General features: G+C 60.0%; 12 protein-coding genes. 2 read left to right on the top strand and 10 right to left on the bottom strand.

Annotated features, from left to right (window positions below):
- Positions 1-155: 155 nt before the first annotated feature.
- From QN377_RS16350 to QN377_RS16340, 3 genes are all read right to left on the bottom strand, one after another.
- A complete protein-coding gene (locus QN377_RS16350) occupies positions 156-1979 on the bottom strand; it encodes an ABC transporter ATP-binding protein (RefSeq protein ID WP_150628155.1) in 1824 nt (607 codons plus the stop codon).
- 551 nt (positions 1980-2530) lie between these two features.
- Positions 2531-3919 carry a sensor histidine kinase gene (locus QN377_RS16345; protein WP_095002838.1) on the bottom strand — a complete coding sequence of 463 codons (1389 nt, stop codon included), beginning with the start codon at positions 3917-3919 and terminating at the stop codon, positions 2531-2533.
- A complete protein-coding gene (locus QN377_RS16340; protein WP_016780653.1) occupies positions 3897-4580 on the bottom strand; it encodes a response regulator transcription factor in 684 nt (227 codons plus the stop codon). The genes QN377_RS16345 and QN377_RS16340 overlap by 23 nt, the downstream gene beginning before the upstream one ends.
- A gap of 210 nt (positions 4581-4790) precedes the next feature.
- On the opposite strand from QN377_RS16340, the gene QN377_RS16335 reads away from it, so the two are divergent.
- Positions 4791-6146 carry an MATE family efflux transporter gene (locus QN377_RS16335; RefSeq protein WP_095018636.1) on the top strand — a complete coding sequence of 452 codons (1356 nt, stop codon included), beginning with the start codon at positions 4791-4793 and terminating at the stop codon, positions 6144-6146.
- A gap of 70 nt (positions 6147-6216) precedes the next feature.
- Here QN377_RS16335 and QN377_RS16330 read toward each other — a convergent pair whose 3' ends face one another.
- The 7 genes from QN377_RS16330 to QN377_RS16300 all read right to left on the bottom strand — a co-directional run bounded on the left by QN377_RS16330 (position 6217) and on the right by QN377_RS16300 (position 13339).
- On the bottom strand, positions 6217-7188 hold the full coding sequence (locus tag QN377_RS16330; RefSeq protein WP_095018637.1) for an oligopeptide/dipeptide ABC transporter ATP-binding protein: 972 nt from the start codon (positions 7186-7188) through the stop codon (positions 6217-6219).
- A complete protein-coding gene (locus QN377_RS16325) occupies positions 7185-8177 on the bottom strand; it encodes an ABC transporter ATP-binding protein (RefSeq protein ID WP_095002835.1) in 993 nt (330 codons plus the stop codon). Before QN377_RS16325 ends, QN377_RS16330 begins: the two co-directional genes overlap by 4 nt.
- Positions 8178-8179: 2 nt before the next feature.
- Positions 8180-9061, bottom strand: a complete 882-nt coding sequence (ddpC, locus tag QN377_RS16320; protein WP_095018638.1) for a D,D-dipeptide ABC transporter permease — start codon at positions 9059-9061, stop codon at positions 8180-8182.
- Between the two features lies 1 nt (position 9062).
- Positions 9063-10079 carry an ABC transporter permease gene (locus QN377_RS16315; RefSeq protein WP_322212770.1) on the bottom strand — a complete coding sequence of 339 codons (1017 nt, stop codon included), beginning with the start codon at positions 10077-10079 and terminating at the stop codon, positions 9063-9065.
- Between the two features lie 75 nt (positions 10080-10154).
- Positions 10155-11735, bottom strand: coding sequence for an ABC transporter substrate-binding protein (locus QN377_RS16310; RefSeq protein WP_095018639.1), 1581 nt, complete (start codon positions 11733-11735; stop codon positions 10155-10157).
- Between the two features lie 150 nt (positions 11736-11885).
- Positions 11886-12437, bottom strand: a complete 552-nt coding sequence (ddpX, locus tag QN377_RS16305) for a D-alanyl-D-alanine dipeptidase (protein WP_095002831.1) — start codon at positions 12435-12437, stop codon at positions 11886-11888.
- A 38-nt stretch (positions 12438-12475) separates the two neighbouring features.
- Positions 12476-13339, bottom strand: a complete 864-nt coding sequence (locus QN377_RS16300; RefSeq protein WP_095018640.1) for a MurR/RpiR family transcriptional regulator — start codon at positions 13337-13339, stop codon at positions 12476-12478.
- 212 nt (positions 13340-13551) lie between these two features.
- On the opposite strand from QN377_RS16300, the gene QN377_RS16295 reads away from it, so the two are divergent.
- Positions 13552-13776, top strand: a 225-nt coding sequence (locus QN377_RS16295; RefSeq protein WP_323567644.1) for a hypothetical protein, incomplete at its 3' end; no start/stop codon positions are given.

Raw genomic sequence — 13776 nt, 5'->3', positions numbered from 1 at the left:
CCCCTCGATGTTACCGATGGCAAATAAAAAAGCACCGGCCAGCCGAATGTCGGTGGGCAGGTGCTTATAGGCAACTATCATCAAGTAATAACGTAAAACGTACCAGGCAGTTAGTGTTGCGGAAAAGCAACTGAATAATATGGGGGAAGGGGCTGTTACGCTTTTTCCGTGACTGGCAAGTCATCTTTCAGTTCATCTTGTTCACTCAACAATCCATCGGACTGATGTTGCCAAAGTCGGTAGTACAGGCCTTTACGTTCCAGTAGTTGGTGGTGAGTGCCATCTTCGGCAATCTGCCCTTTGTCCAATACAACAATGCGATCGAGATGGGCGATAGTTGAAAGGCGATGAGCTACTACCAGTACGGTTTTGTCCGACATGATGTCATCGAGGCTGTTCTGAATCAGACTTTCGGTTTCTGAATCAAGGCTGGCGGTGGCTTCGTCCAGTATCAGGATGGGCGCGTTCTTTAACAGTGCCCGGGCAATAGCGATACGCTGGCGCTGACCACCGGACAACTTGACCCCGCGCTCACCGACCAGGGCGTCATACCCTTCGGGCATTTGCAGAATGAACTCATGGGCATGGGCGCGCTTGGCGGCCAGGATAATTTGCGCGTCACCGGCATGCACATCGCCATAGCCGATATTCTCGCGCAAGGATCGATGAAACAGTCCGGGCTCCTGGGGGATCAAGCCGATATGGGTGTGCAGCGACTGCTGGGTCATGGCCTGTATATCGATGCCGTCCACTTCAATTTTGCCACCCTGGGGATCGTACGAACGCAACAGCAAACTTAGCAACGTTGATTTGCCCGAGCCGGACAAACCGACAATACCCACCCGTTGCCCGGCCCGAATATCCAGGTTGAAGTGCTTGAAGATCGGCCTGTCGGGGCTATAGCCGAAGTTGACATCGCGAAAGCGGATGGCGCCTTTCTCGATATTGACGGGTTGGGCGCTGTGCTGATCGGGCATTTCATGGGGTTGCAGCAGGGTATCGATACTGCTCTCGATATTGCCGATGCACTCGAAAAAATGCATGAACTGCATGCTCAAAAAGCTGCATTGCGCCACGATCATCAGGCCCAGGGTGGCCACCATGACAAACTGGCCCACATCGATCTTGCCCAGATGCCACAAGTACAGCGCCAGGGCCACCAGCCCCACCCGCAACACAATGGCCAGGCTGTCCTGCAGCATGCGGACCTTTTCCTGATAGAAGAAGGAGCGTTGTCCGGCCTGTTTTTCCTCGATCTGGTAGCGTTTCAGGTAGTTGAGTTCGTAATCCTGACGGGCGAACAGACGGATGCTGTTGAGGTTGCCCACCGCATCGACAATCTTGCCGGTGGTCAGGCTGCGCGCGCTGGCATGCCTGGCGGCGAGTTTTTGTGCCTTGAGCGACAACCGATACGCCAGCCAGGTGTACGCCGCTACCCAGACCAGCAGGCCCAGGCCCAACCAGGGCGAAGCCAGGGTCAGCATGACCAGGCTGGTGACCAGCACCGCGACAATCGGCAGCATTTCCACTATCAGCAGCCAGGTGATTTCCAGCAGGCCGATGGTGCCTTCATTGATCCGGTGGGCCAGGCTACCGGCAAAGTGTTCACCGAAATAACGGGCCGAGTGACGCTGCAGATAGGCAAACATGTCGCGCACGATACGAATTTTCTGCAGGGGCCTGACCATGATCATGCACAGCGTGGCACCCCTGGCACAGAGCAATTGCACCACTGCCAGGGCGAACAGCAGGCCCAGGGCGGGCAGGCTGGCCTGCAACAGGTCGCCTTGTTGCCAGGCGCCTTCACTGACCGCGCCGGTGATGCGGCCAATGGCGTAGGGCATCAACGTGGCAGCCATCGCCGCGCCGACTTGCAGCAGCGTAATACCCCAATACCAGCGCGGATACAGGCGGATGTAATGCCATACCAGGGCCCACGGCCGATTGGGAGGAACGGTTATAGCGTCAAATTCGGACATGACATACCTGTCTTGTAAACAATGCCAAAAGAGCCGCTTCTGCCGCACTTGCTTAAAGGGCGGCCAAGCAGGGGGTACGCAGAAAAACAGGAGGTGGCTATCCGTCGCCCGTATGCACAAGGCGGGGCTTCAGAGGCTGTGCAGACTAAGTGTCAGTGCCTGGACAGGCGTTCTGGCCGCGCAGGCGCAAGGCACAAAAATAGGGGGAATGCAGGGAGAGGGTTGGCGTGCACACATCAGACATCGTTGTTATTCCTTATGACAGCGGGTCATTGACGCGACTTTTGGTCGGTCTTTGCACTGAATATGGACGGCTATACCGCCCTTGTTCGCAACTGGTGCGGTTACACCCCCTGGAAGCTGTGATTCCAGAGAAAAAACTGCGAACGGCAAATAACAAGAAAAAAGTGTGCCAAGTTGTGTCTATCGAGCCAGAGGATTGTTTTTTTGCGGGAGCACCGTGGTGCCCCCCAATCGCGGGCAAGCCCGCTCCCACAGGATGTGCATCGTCCATGTGGGAGCGGGCTTGCTCGCGATTAAAGGCAACGCGGTCAGCCGGGATTGATCAGGCTCTGGCGACAATGCAGGGTCAGCCGGGCGCCGCCGCTCTCGCGGTTGTTCACCTCCAGGCTGAAGCCGTGCAGGTTGACGATGGCGGCGACGATGGACAGGCCAAGGCCAAAGCCGCTGTGCTTGTCATCAACCCGGTAAAAGCGCTGGAACACCGCCACCCGTTCGGCCTCGGGGATGCCGGGGCCGGTATCGAGCACTTCGATGAGCGGGCTGCCATTGTCGTCGGTCGCCCGCAGGATCACCTCGCCGCCGGGCGGGGTGAACTTGATCGAATTGCTCAGCAGGTTGGACAGGGCTTCGAACAACAAAGCCCGATCGCCCGTGAGGCCAGGCAAGGCCGCTGGCGTTTCGAGCGTCAACGTCACCTGACCCTCTTCAGCCAGCGGCAGGTAAAAATCGTACAGCTCCTGCAACAGAGGCAACGGGTCGAGTTGCAGGAAACCGGAACGACGCTGATGATCTTCCAGTTCCGAGATGCGCAACAAACCGCGAAAGCGTGCCATCAGGGTGTCGGTTTCGCCGATCACTTCGTCCAGCTGCAACGCCTCGGCCGAGCCCTCGACGGCTTGCTGGCGCATCCGGTACAGCTGGGCGCGCAAGCGGGTGAGCGGGGTGCGCAAATCGTGGGCAATGTTGTCGCACACACCCTTGACCTCGTGCATCAGCAGTTCGATGCGATCGAGCATGGCGTTGACGATGGCGGCCAGCATGTCCAGTTCGTCACGGCGGTTGGACAGCGGCAGACGGTAGGTCAGGTCGCCTGCGACAATTGCTTCGGCACTGGCCTGAATCGACCGGATGCGCTGCAGCGGGCGGCGGCGCAACAAATGCCAGCCGGCAATACCGGGGATGATGGTCAGCGACACACCCCAGAACAGCGCATGCAGAATAATCCGCGTTACGGCAAACAATGAGCCGTTATCGCGCACCAGCACCAGCCAGCGCCCGTCATTGGTGTGCGTGGCTACGGCATCGCAGCTGTCTTGCGGTAGATTGGGGTCGTCGGAGTCAATGCAGGTGCTCAAGGCATGGATCTGCCCGTCCAGAGGCAACCCGGCAGGGATGGTCTGGATCGGGCCGCTCAACGGCCTGTGTTGCGCATCGAACAGGCCATAGGCATCCACTGTACGCAAATCGAACGTCATGCTGGTGGCCAGCGCTTCGTCGAGTTGCTCACCCTCAAAGCGAGCAAACAGGTGTTGGCGCTGCATCAGGGAGTGTCTGGCCAGGTTGCCCAGGTAGTCCGATACTTCGTAATACAGCACTCCCATCAGGATGCAGCTCCAGGCCACAAACAGAAAACTGTACAGCGCCAGCAGCCGGCTGCTGGAAGAACGCCAGCCCTTAGAGGGGTTCGGCAATGACATAACCCGAGCCTCGAACAGTGCGAATCAGAGGCACCTGGCCCGGCGGATCTATTTTTTTGCGCAGACGACCGATGTGCACATCGATCAGGTTGGTGCCCGGGTCGAAGTGATAGCCCCAGACTTCCTCGAAAATCATCATGCGCGAGAGGATCTGCCCGGTGTTGCGCATCAGGAATTCCAGCAACTTGTACTCGGTGGGCAGCAGGCTCAGCTGTTGTTCGCTGCGGCTGGCTTCGCGGGTAATCAGGTTGAGCTCCAGGTCGGAGACGCGCAGCGAGGTTTCGTATTTGTCGGCCGGGCTTTTGCGCCGCAGCAGTACTTCCACGCGGGCCGCCATCTCATCGCTGGCAAAGGGTTTGGTCAGGTAGTCATCGCCCCCGGCCCGCAGGCCGCGCACGCGCTCATCGACATCGGAGAGGGCGCTGATCATCAGGATCGGTGTGCTCACGCCAATGGTGCGCAAGGTGGTGACAATCGCCAGGCCGTCCAGTTCGGGAAGCATGCGGTCGAGGGTGATCAGGTCGTAGTCGCCACTGACTGCGCGCACCAGACCTTCCCGGCCATTGGCGACCCAATCGACCTCCAGGCCGTGGCTGGTCAGTTCCGCCACGATTTCTTTCGCCGTTACGGCATCGTCTTCAATGGTCAAAATACGGGTCATACCGCCACCTGATGGTCTTTTTTATCGGTGAGCACATTTTGCCTCGAAAAAGCTGAAACGTTTCTTAATATTTCTTCATGTTCAGCCAGCTGTTAGAAAAGTCAGATCTAAGGCCATTGCCCGGGGCTTTGGAGGAGGGCGGATTGGCTTCAATATTAAGTTACATATGCGGTATAACCCCACGTCGTTATTTTCCGGGACTCACTTTCCATGCAAACCCCTTCACAACGGCCGCTATGGCAGATCTACCTGATCTTCCTGGCGCCGATGGTCCTGTCCAATTTCCTGCAGAGCTTTTCCGGCACCCTCAACGGGATTTACGTTGGCCAGTTGCTGGGCACCCAGGCCTTGGCTGCGGTGTCGGGGATGTTTCCCATCGTGTTTTTCTTTATCGCCCTGGTCATCGGTCTGGGCGCCGGTGCCTCGGTGCTGATCGGACAGGCCTGGGGGGCGCGGGAAACCGCACTGGTCAAGCAGATCACCGGGGCAACCCTGACCCTTGGCGCGGTGATCGGCCTGGTTGCCGCGGTGCTGGGCAGCCTGCTGGCGCGCCCGGCCCTGCTGGCGTTGGGCACCCCGGTTGACGTGCTGGAAGAGGCCGTCGGCTATGCCCGGGTGATGATGCTGATCATGCCGTTGCTGCTGGTCTTTATCCTCTTTACCCAGATTTTGCGTGGGGTCAGCGATACGGTTTCGCCGTTGCTGGCGCTGATGGTCTCCACGGTGGTGGGGTTGCTGCTGACCCCAGCGCTGATCCTGGGCTGGGGCGGTTTGCCAACTTTGGGTATTCAAAGTGCGGCCTATGCAGGGCTGGTGGGTAACGTACTGGCCATGCTGTTTTTGGTCCTGCGCTTGCGTCATAAAAAACATGTGATGGCGCCTGACCGTGAACTGTGGGCCGCGCTGCGCCTGAACCGCGAGATCCTGGGCAAGGTGCTGCGCATCGGCTTGCCAACCGGGGTGCAGATGGTGGTGCTGTCGCTGTCCGAACTGGTGATTCTGGCGCTGGTCAACAGTCACGGTTCCCAGGCTACGGCGGCCTATGGCGCAGTGACCCAGATCGTCAATTATGTGCAGTTTCCGGCGCTGTCGATTGCCATTACCGCCTCGATCCTCGGGGCCCAGGCCATTGGTGCCGGACGCATCGAGCGTATCGGGCCGATCCTGCGCACCGGTTTGCTGATCAATCTGTGCCTGACCGGTGCCCTGGTGGTGCTCGGTTATGTGCTGTCGCACTGGTTGCTGGGCCTGTTCATCACCGATGTCGAGGCGCGGGTACGGGCTGAGCACTTGCTGCATATCATGCTGTGGAGCGTGCTGGTGTTTGGCTTCCAGGCAGTGATCGGCGGGATCATGCGGGCCAGTGGCGTGGTGCTGGTGCCGATGGCGATCACGATTTTTTGCGTGCTGTGCATCGAGCTGCCAGCGGCTTATATGCTGGATGCGCACTTTGGCCTGCAAGGCGTATGGATGGCGTTCCCGGTGACCTATGTGGTCATGCTGGTGCTACAGACGGCTTATTACCGACTCGTGTGGCGGCATAAGCAGATACAACGGCTGGTTTGAGTTGTGGCCAAGCCGGATACCGGGTCTATATCCGGCGCTACCGGCATCCATGCCGGTTCGCAAAGCGGTTTCAGCCAATAACGTGACACCGCACCCGCTGGTGCTCGCCGCCGCGCATTACCTGTGCTTGCTTGCAGCCTTCACGGCTGGCGCTGCAACGCTCGAGAAAGAAACAGCCTTCGGGCAGTTTGCGGTTGCCCGGCAGTTCGGTGGGCGCCGCTACCTGCTCGGCCAGCAAGGGCACACCCAGGCGCGGTACCGCTTCAAACAACAGGCGCGTATAGGGATGGCGCGGTTGATCGAGCACCTGGGCGGCGTTGCCCAGTTCGACGATTTGCCCCAGATACATCACCGCCACGCGGTCGGCCATATGGCGTACCACCGATACGTTATGGGAAATCAGTATGTAGGTGAGGTTGCGTGCCTGCTGCAGTTCGGCCAGCAGGTTGAGGATTTGCGCCTGCACCGAGATATCCAGTGCAGATGTTGGCTCATCGAGAACGATAATGTCCGGGTCTGATGACAGTGCCCGGGCAATTGCGATGCGCTGACGTTGCCCGCCGGAAAACTGGTGGGCGAAACGGTCCAGATATTCCGGACGAATGCCCACTTGAGCCGCCACTTTGGCGGCAATGCTGCGCATTTGTTCGCGCGAGCGCATGCCGCGGGCGTACAGCGGTTCGGTGATGATGCGCCAGATCGGCAGGCGCGGGTTGAGCGACGATTGCGGGTCCTGGAACACGATCTGCACGTTGCTGCTGCCTTCGCCCTTGCTGCCGTTGGCCCAGCTCAGTTCGCCGCTGCTGGGTTTGAGCAGGCCCATGAGCAATTGTGCCAGGGTGCTTTTACCGCAACCCGACTCGCCGACGATGCCCAGGGTTTCACCGGCCCGTACCTGCAGGTCGATGCCATTGAGTGCGTGGGCATAGCCCCGGGGACGTCCCAGCCAGTCGTTGCTGACAGGGAAGCGCACGCGCACATCGGCAAGTTTCAGAATCTCGGGGCCGCTCTGCTTGACGGGGTAGATCAGTGCGCTGTTCATTGCGAAAGCTCCTGTTGCGGCAACCAGCACGCGGTTTTGCGTTGTTCGTCACGGTTGATGGCGGTGAGCACCGGGCGTTCACCGCACACCGGCATGGCATGCACGCAGCGTTCGGCGAACGTGCAGCCGGTGGGCAGGCGTGCCAGGTTGGGTACTTGCCCGGGGATGGTCAGCAGCGGTTGCCCCGGCTCGACCATCTCCGGCAGGCCGCTGAGCAGGCCACGGGTGTAAGGGTGTTGCGGGTGGCTCATGACATCGGCGGTGAGCCCCTGTTCCACCACCGCGCCGGTGTACATCACGTAGACCCGGTCGCAGAACTGTGACACCAGCGCCATGTCATGGGTAATCAGGAGAATGGCGGTGCCTTTTTGTCGGGCCTTTTCGCGCAGCAACAGCAGCACCTGGCGTTGCACGGTCACATCCAGCGCAGTGGTGGGTTCGTCGGCGATCAGCAGTTGTGGCTCACAAGAGAAAGCCAGGGCAATCATCACCCGCTGGCGCATGCCCCCCGACAGCTCGAAGGGGTAGCTTTCCAGCACCTGCTCGGGGCTGGCGATATGCATGTCGCGCAGCAGGGCGACAGCCTTGGCATGGGCCGCGGCAGCACTGATTTTCTGGTGGTGGATGATGACATCGAGCATTTGTCGGCCGATGCGGCGGGTCGGGTTCAGGGCGGTCATGGGCTCCTGGAAGATCATCGCCGCATCGCGGCCACGAATTTTCAGCAGGTCCTTTTCAGGGGCGCTGAGCATGTCGCGGTTGAGCATGCTCAGGCTGCCGGAGGTGATGCGATAGCTGCGTTCGGGCAGCAGGCGCATGCTCAGCATGGCGGTCACCGATTTGCCCGAGCCGGACTCGCCGACCACACCGACAATCTCGCCGGGGTTGACGTGCAGCGACACGCCGTTCAACGCCTTGACGCTGCTCTTGTAGGCCGGGAACTCAAGGCTCAGGTTGTCGATGGCCAGTACCGGTTGCGAGTGAGTCATGGTCATTTCCCCTGTTGCCGCGGGTCGAGCAGATCGCGCACGCCATCGCCCAGCAAGTTGAAACCGGTGGCGGTGATCAGGATCGCCAGCCCCGGAAAGGTCGAGTACCACCAGTTGTCGAGGATGTAATTGCGCCCCGTGGCGACCATCGCGCCCCATTCCGCCGTGGGCTGTTGCGCGCCCAGGCCGATAAAGCCCAGTGCCGAAGCCATGAGAATGGCGCTACCGATGTCCAGGCTCAGTTGCACCAGCAAGGGTGGCATGGCGTTGCGCGCCACATGCCAGTGGACCATGTGCCAGCGTTGGGCACCGAAGGTTTCGGCGGCTTTCACGTAGCCCATCTGGCGAATGCCAAGGGCCTGGCCGCGGGCCAGGCGCACATAGGACGGAATCCGCACCAGGGTGATGGCCAGCATGGCGTTGAACAGGCTGGCGCCCAGTGCGGCGGCCAGGGCCATGATCAACACCAGCGACGGCACCGACAGCATGATGTCCATCAGGCGCATGGTAAGGGCATCGAAGCGTCCGCCTATTACACCGGAAAAACAGCCCAGCAGGCCGCCGATAAAGCATGAGGCAAAGGCCACGAACAGACCGACACCCACCGATTGCTGGCTGCCGTACAGTACCCGGCTGAACAGGTCGCGGCCCACTTCATCAGTGCCGAACCAGTGCTCGGCGGAAGGCGGCGCCAGGCGCTCGGCAAGGTTCAGGGTATTGGGGTCATGGCTGGCCAGCCAGGGGGCGAAAATCATGCACATCACCACCATCAGGGTGATCAGCAGGCCTGCCATGGTCAGCGGGCTGCGGCGGATCTGCCAGGTCAGGTAAGTGAGCTTTTCACGCCATTGCGGGCGCGGTATTGCGGTCAAAGGCACGGACATTTCAATTCACCTCGCCGATGCGCGGGTCGATCACGCGGTACAGCAGATCGATGGCCATGTTCAGCAGTACATAGATAAACGACACCAGGATGGCGAAGCCCATCACCGCCGGGAAATCCAGGGACTGGATCGACTTGACCACATAGGCGCCCATGCCCGGCCAGGCGAATACGGTTTCGGTCAGGACTGCACCGTAGAGCAGGTCGCCGAGGGTCAGCCCAAGCACCGTGACCGAAGGGATCAGTGCGTTGGGCAAGGCGTGGCGCAGGATCACGGTCCATTTCGACAAGCCATAGGCGCGGGCGGTGCGGATATAGTCCTCGCCCAGCTGGTCGAGCATGGCAGAACGAATTTGCCTCGAGATAACCCCAAGGGTCACAAAGCCCAAGGTGGCTGCGGGCAGGATCAGGTGCTTGAGTGCATCGACAAACAGGCTGAAGTTACCCGCCAGTAATGCGTCAATCAGGTAGAAGCCGGTAATTGTCGACGGTGGCGTCAGACCTTCGGACAAACGCCCGCCGCCAGGCAGCCAGCCGATGTGGCCGTAAAACAGCACGATGGCGCCCAGGCCCAGCCAGAACGCCGGGGTCGAGATGCCGGTCACGGCCAGTGTGCGGGCGATCTGGTCAATGGCACGATTGTGATAGACCGCCGACAGCACACCCAGCGGCACGCCGACCAGGATGGCCAGAAACAGCGCCACCAGTGCCAGTTCCAGGGTGGCCGGGAAGAACGCCTGCAAGTCTTCCAGCACCGGACGATTGGTGCGGATCGAGGTGCCCAGGTCGCCCTGCACCAGGTCGAGCACGTAACGGCCGTATTGCTGGTACAGCGGCAAATCCAGGCCCAGTTGATGACGGATGCCGGCCACCAGCGCATCGCTGGCCCGGTCACCGGCGATCAGCCGGGCAGGGTCGCCGGGAATCAGGTGGGAAATGGTAAAGGTAATCAGCGAGACACCGAACACGACCAGTAACAGGCCAAGCAGGCGCTTGCGCAACAACGTCAGGAAGGCCATAGGGCACCTCAGTCACTCTAACGACAGAAATCCACAACCGTGCGCGCCATTGCCGGCGCGCACGCAGCAGCAGCTTTACTTGCTCATGCTGCCCAGGTTGAACACTTGCTCAAGCATGGGATTGAACACATAGCCTTTGACTGAATCACGCATTGGCAGGGTGTAGCTCTTTTGAAAGAGGTAAACGTAAGCGCTGTCGGCGAGCACTTGTTTTTGCGCCTGCTGGTACAGCTCGGTGCGCTTGCCCGTGTCGCTGGTGGTTGCCGCTTCACGGATAAGGGTGTCGACCTGGGGGTTGCTGTAGAACGAGCGGTTGCCCTGCAGACCCTGCATTTTTGAGTCGAACCAGAAGTTCATGAACATGTAGGGGTCGGCGAAGTCCGGGCTCCAGGTGCCGACGGCGATGTCATAGTCGGCCTGGCCGACACGTTCGCGCAGGGTGGCGTTGGCGGTCTTTTCCAGCTTGAGGTTGATGCCCAGGGGCATCAGCGCGGCTTGCAGGGTCAGGCCGATCGGTTCCCAGTTGGCGTCCTTGTCCGAGTACATGTAGCTCAGGTTGGTGATTTTCTTCGGCACTTTGGCCAGGCTGTCGGCGGCGGCCTGCATGTCCTGTTTCATGGCGGGCAGCGAGCTGTCGTAGGCCCACATGCCGTCCGGGATCGGCCCGTTGAGCAATTCGGCCTTGCCCTTGAGAATACCCTTGACGATACCGTTGTAGTCCACGGCCTCGGTGATGGCCCGGCGCGCATCGACGTTGGTCAACGGGCCCTGCTTGTTGTTCAGGTACAGGTAGGTGACCCGTAGCGACGGGTATTCCTTGACCACCACGCCTGGCTTGCTGGCCAGTGAGCCGAGCTGGTCTTCAGGCATGTCTTCGATGATGTCCAGGTCACCGCGCTCCAGTTGCAGGCGGCGTACCGAAGGCTCGGCGATGATTTTCAGTACCACGGTTTTCAACGCCGGCTTGGCACCGGCGTAGTGGGGGTTGGGTTCCATGGTCAGGGACTGGCCTTTCTGCCAGCTGGCCAGGCGGTATGGGCCCGAGCCTGCGGTATGGCTGGAGAGCCAGGCGTTGGCTTCAGCGCCCTTGTTGGCCACCAGCGGGTTGACGATGGACGCGCCATTGTGGGCCAGGGTAAACAGGAACGGTGCGAACGGGGTTTTGAGGGTAAAGCGGACGGTTTGCGGATCAACCACTGCGACCACCATGTCTTCCGGGAATGCACCCGACGGCCCTTGCTTGAGGGTCATCAGGCGATCGAAGGAAAACTTGACGGCGTTGGCGTCGACTTCGGTGCCGTCATCGAACTTGTTGCCGGTTTTGAGCTTGAACTCCCAGACCAGGTTGTCCGGCGACACAGTCCAGCTTTCGGCCAGGTCACCCTGGACTTCGGTGCTGCTTTTTTCGCCGTCGGTCTTGTAGCCCACCAGTCGCTGGTACGACGGGTAGGTGATGGTCCAGTCGTTGTTGTCGAAGGTCACGGCCGGGTCCAGGGTCTGCGGGTCGGCAGGCTTGCCGATAATCAGCGTGTCCTGGGCGGTGGCCGCGGTTGCGGCTTGCCAGGCCCCTAGGCTCAGGGCGGCGCAGAGCAGGCCAGGCAGCAGTGAGCGGGTACGTGAAGCGGTGGTGCGGGTCACGGTATCAGTGAGGGTCATGCCGGTTTCCTTCAACATTTGATGTCTGGAAGTAGGTTTATTTTTGGAATCTATAACCGGGCAGTAGCAGGTCAAGCAGGTGTGCAGCGTTTTCTTGTTGTCTTCAAGCAGTGGCGCTGGCCTCGAAACTCTGTGGTTTCGTGGGCCGTATCATTCGTTGATCAGGGGGTAGTCGTCGGCGTTGGGCAACTCGTAATGCCACCACTCAGTGGCAATTGCGTGGAACCCGGCGATCAGCATGATGCCCAGCAGCAGCAGGCGATTGCGCTGCACGTTGACCGGCAGGTCGGGGTAGAACTGATGGGACTGGTCTTGCATCGCGTCAAAGGCGGTGCCCATGTCCAACGGCTGGCCGTCGCTGTCCACCAGGGTCAGGTCCACGGCGACGCCGCGGCTGTGATGGGAGCCCAGGTGCGGGTCGCGCACGTAGTCGCCATTGGGCAGGGCTTCCCATAACAAAAACTGTGCATAGGGCGGTCGGTAGGCGTCATAGATACGCAGGGTAAAACCCGCCAGGCTGGCCAGCTCGACGGCCTTGCGCAAGCACTGGGCGGCATCGCGATGCAGCTGGCAGCGGGCGTTGGGGTAGATCACTTTGCCGGCCAGGTTGTCGGCGGTGGCATAGATCATCTCGATCTGCACCTGGTACTGCTCGGCATCGATATCAACGAGCGGGCTCGGGCTTGCAACGCTTTGGTTCACACAAACACTCCAGTGCTGTTTTGTTTTGGGCGAGGGGCTCAGCCTTCGAACTGGCCGAAAGCTTTTTGCAACTGACGGTTTTTGGCCAGGCGTGCATCCAGATGCTCGCCGTATTTTTCCGCGACGGCCGACACCAACAGGTTAAGCAGGCACGCCAGGGGGGCCGGTGAATCCCAGAACTGGCCAACATCGGTCTTGATCTGCAACAGATCCAGGGTCGGGTAGTCCCGGGCCCATGGGCACTGCAGATCGGTGATCAGGGCCAGCGGTAAATCGTTGTCGATGGCGGCGTCACAGAAGGTCTGGGTGACGCTGGAATAGGCGCGAAAATCGGCAATGATCGCGTAGGGGTTGGCAAAGCCGGAGTTCAGGGTTTCGGCATAGATGCCGGAAAGGCCGTCAACGTAATAGACCTTGGGGCGGATGTATTCGAGGTGGCTGTGAAACGCGGTGAGAATCCCGCGGGTGGACTGGATGCCGAGGATAAACACCGCATCGGCTTGATGAATGCGCTGCACGATACGGGCAAAAGCGTCGCTGCGGGCCAGGCCGTAAACCTGCTGGATGGCCTCGACTTCGCGGTGCATGGAGCGTTCGAGGGCATCGTCGTTGGTGTTTTCGGCGCGAAAGGCGCCGATGCGGTCGGTGATCAGCCAGGAGCCGGGAGCGTCACCGCGCAGGCTCTGCTTGACCTCATCGAGGTTCTGATAACCCAGCGAGCGCAAGAACCGGCCTACGGAAATGCCGCTGGTGCTGGCCTGCTGGGCAATGCTGTCGGCAGACTCGAACGGCAACTGCTGCGGATTGCCCAGCAAGTAACTGGCGATGCGCTTGCCGGTGGGGGTCAGGTTGGAAAACTCATGTTCCAGCAACTGAAGAAAACTGTTCTTTTCCGGGGACATAGGAGCACGCCAAGCATGTGATTGTTATCGGCGTGTCATTTTCTCGCCTTCTGTTATCAACATAACATTTGTTTTCGAAACAACACAATGTCTTTTCTGCGGGTTGCGTTTTTTCAGCAATGGCGTGTTTTTAACGGTTGCAACGAGCACCCTCGGGGCTCGCCTGGCAGTCAGAGCGCGATGCCCCTTTCATGCCAGGCCATGTGGCCAAGATGGCGAGCTTGTTCAAAGGTTTTGACTTGCTGGCTTTGCCCGGCGTGCCGAGCACCGCCATGGCGATTGATGTTCGCGAGGTGTGGGTGGGTGAGAAGGACATCGTTGTGCGCCCGCGGTACTCAGTCACACCACGGCTGGAACCTCACAGATTTGCCAGCGATCAGCCTGCCAGCCTGCCAGGTGAGGGGGATGCGGGTGGGGTCTGTCTCTTATACACATCT

It is taken from the genome of Pseudomonas sp. CCC4.1 (assembly GCF_035019225.1).
Taxonomy (GTDB): domain Bacteria; phylum Pseudomonadota; class Gammaproteobacteria; order Pseudomonadales; family Pseudomonadaceae; genus Aquipseudomonas; species Aquipseudomonas bubulae.
This window is presented reverse-complemented; position numbering and strand designations above follow the sequence as displayed.

Excerpts from the sequence above, each read along its gene's own strand:
- QN377_RS16350 (WP_150628155.1), bottom strand. The coding sequence starts at position 1,979 with ATGTCCGAATTTGACGCTATAACCGTTCCTCCCAATCGGCCGTGGGCC.
- QN377_RS16345 (WP_095002838.1), bottom strand. The coding sequence starts at position 3,919 with ATGTCATTGCCGAACCCCTCTAAGGGCTGGCGTTCTTCCAGCAGCCGG.
- QN377_RS16340 (WP_016780653.1), bottom strand. The coding sequence starts at position 4,580 with ATGACCCGTATTTTGACCATTGAAGACGATGCCGTAACGGCGAAAGAA.
- QN377_RS16335 (WP_095018636.1), top strand. The coding sequence starts at position 4,791 with ATGCAAACCCCTTCACAACGGCCGCTATGGCAGATCTACCTGATCTTC.
- QN377_RS16330 (WP_095018637.1), bottom strand. The coding sequence starts at position 7,188 with ATGAACAGCGCACTGATCTACCCCGTCAAGCAGAGCGGCCCCGAGATT.
- QN377_RS16325 (WP_095002835.1), bottom strand. The coding sequence starts at position 8,177 with ATGACTCACTCGCAACCGGTACTGGCCATCGACAACCTGAGCCTTGAG.
- ddpC (WP_095018638.1), bottom strand. The coding sequence starts at position 9,061 with ATGTCCGTGCCTTTGACCGCAATACCGCGCCCGCAATGGCGTGAAAAG.
- QN377_RS16315 (WP_322212770.1), bottom strand. The coding sequence starts at position 10,079 with ATGGCCTTCCTGACGTTGTTGCGCAAGCGCCTGCTTGGCCTGTTACTG.
- QN377_RS16310 (WP_095018639.1), bottom strand. The coding sequence starts at position 11,735 with ATGACCCTCACTGATACCGTGACCCGCACCACCGCTTCACGTACCCGC.
- QN377_RS16300 (WP_095018640.1), bottom strand. The coding sequence starts at position 13,339 with ATGTCCCCGGAAAAGAACAGTTTTCTTCAGTTGCTGGAACATGAGTTT.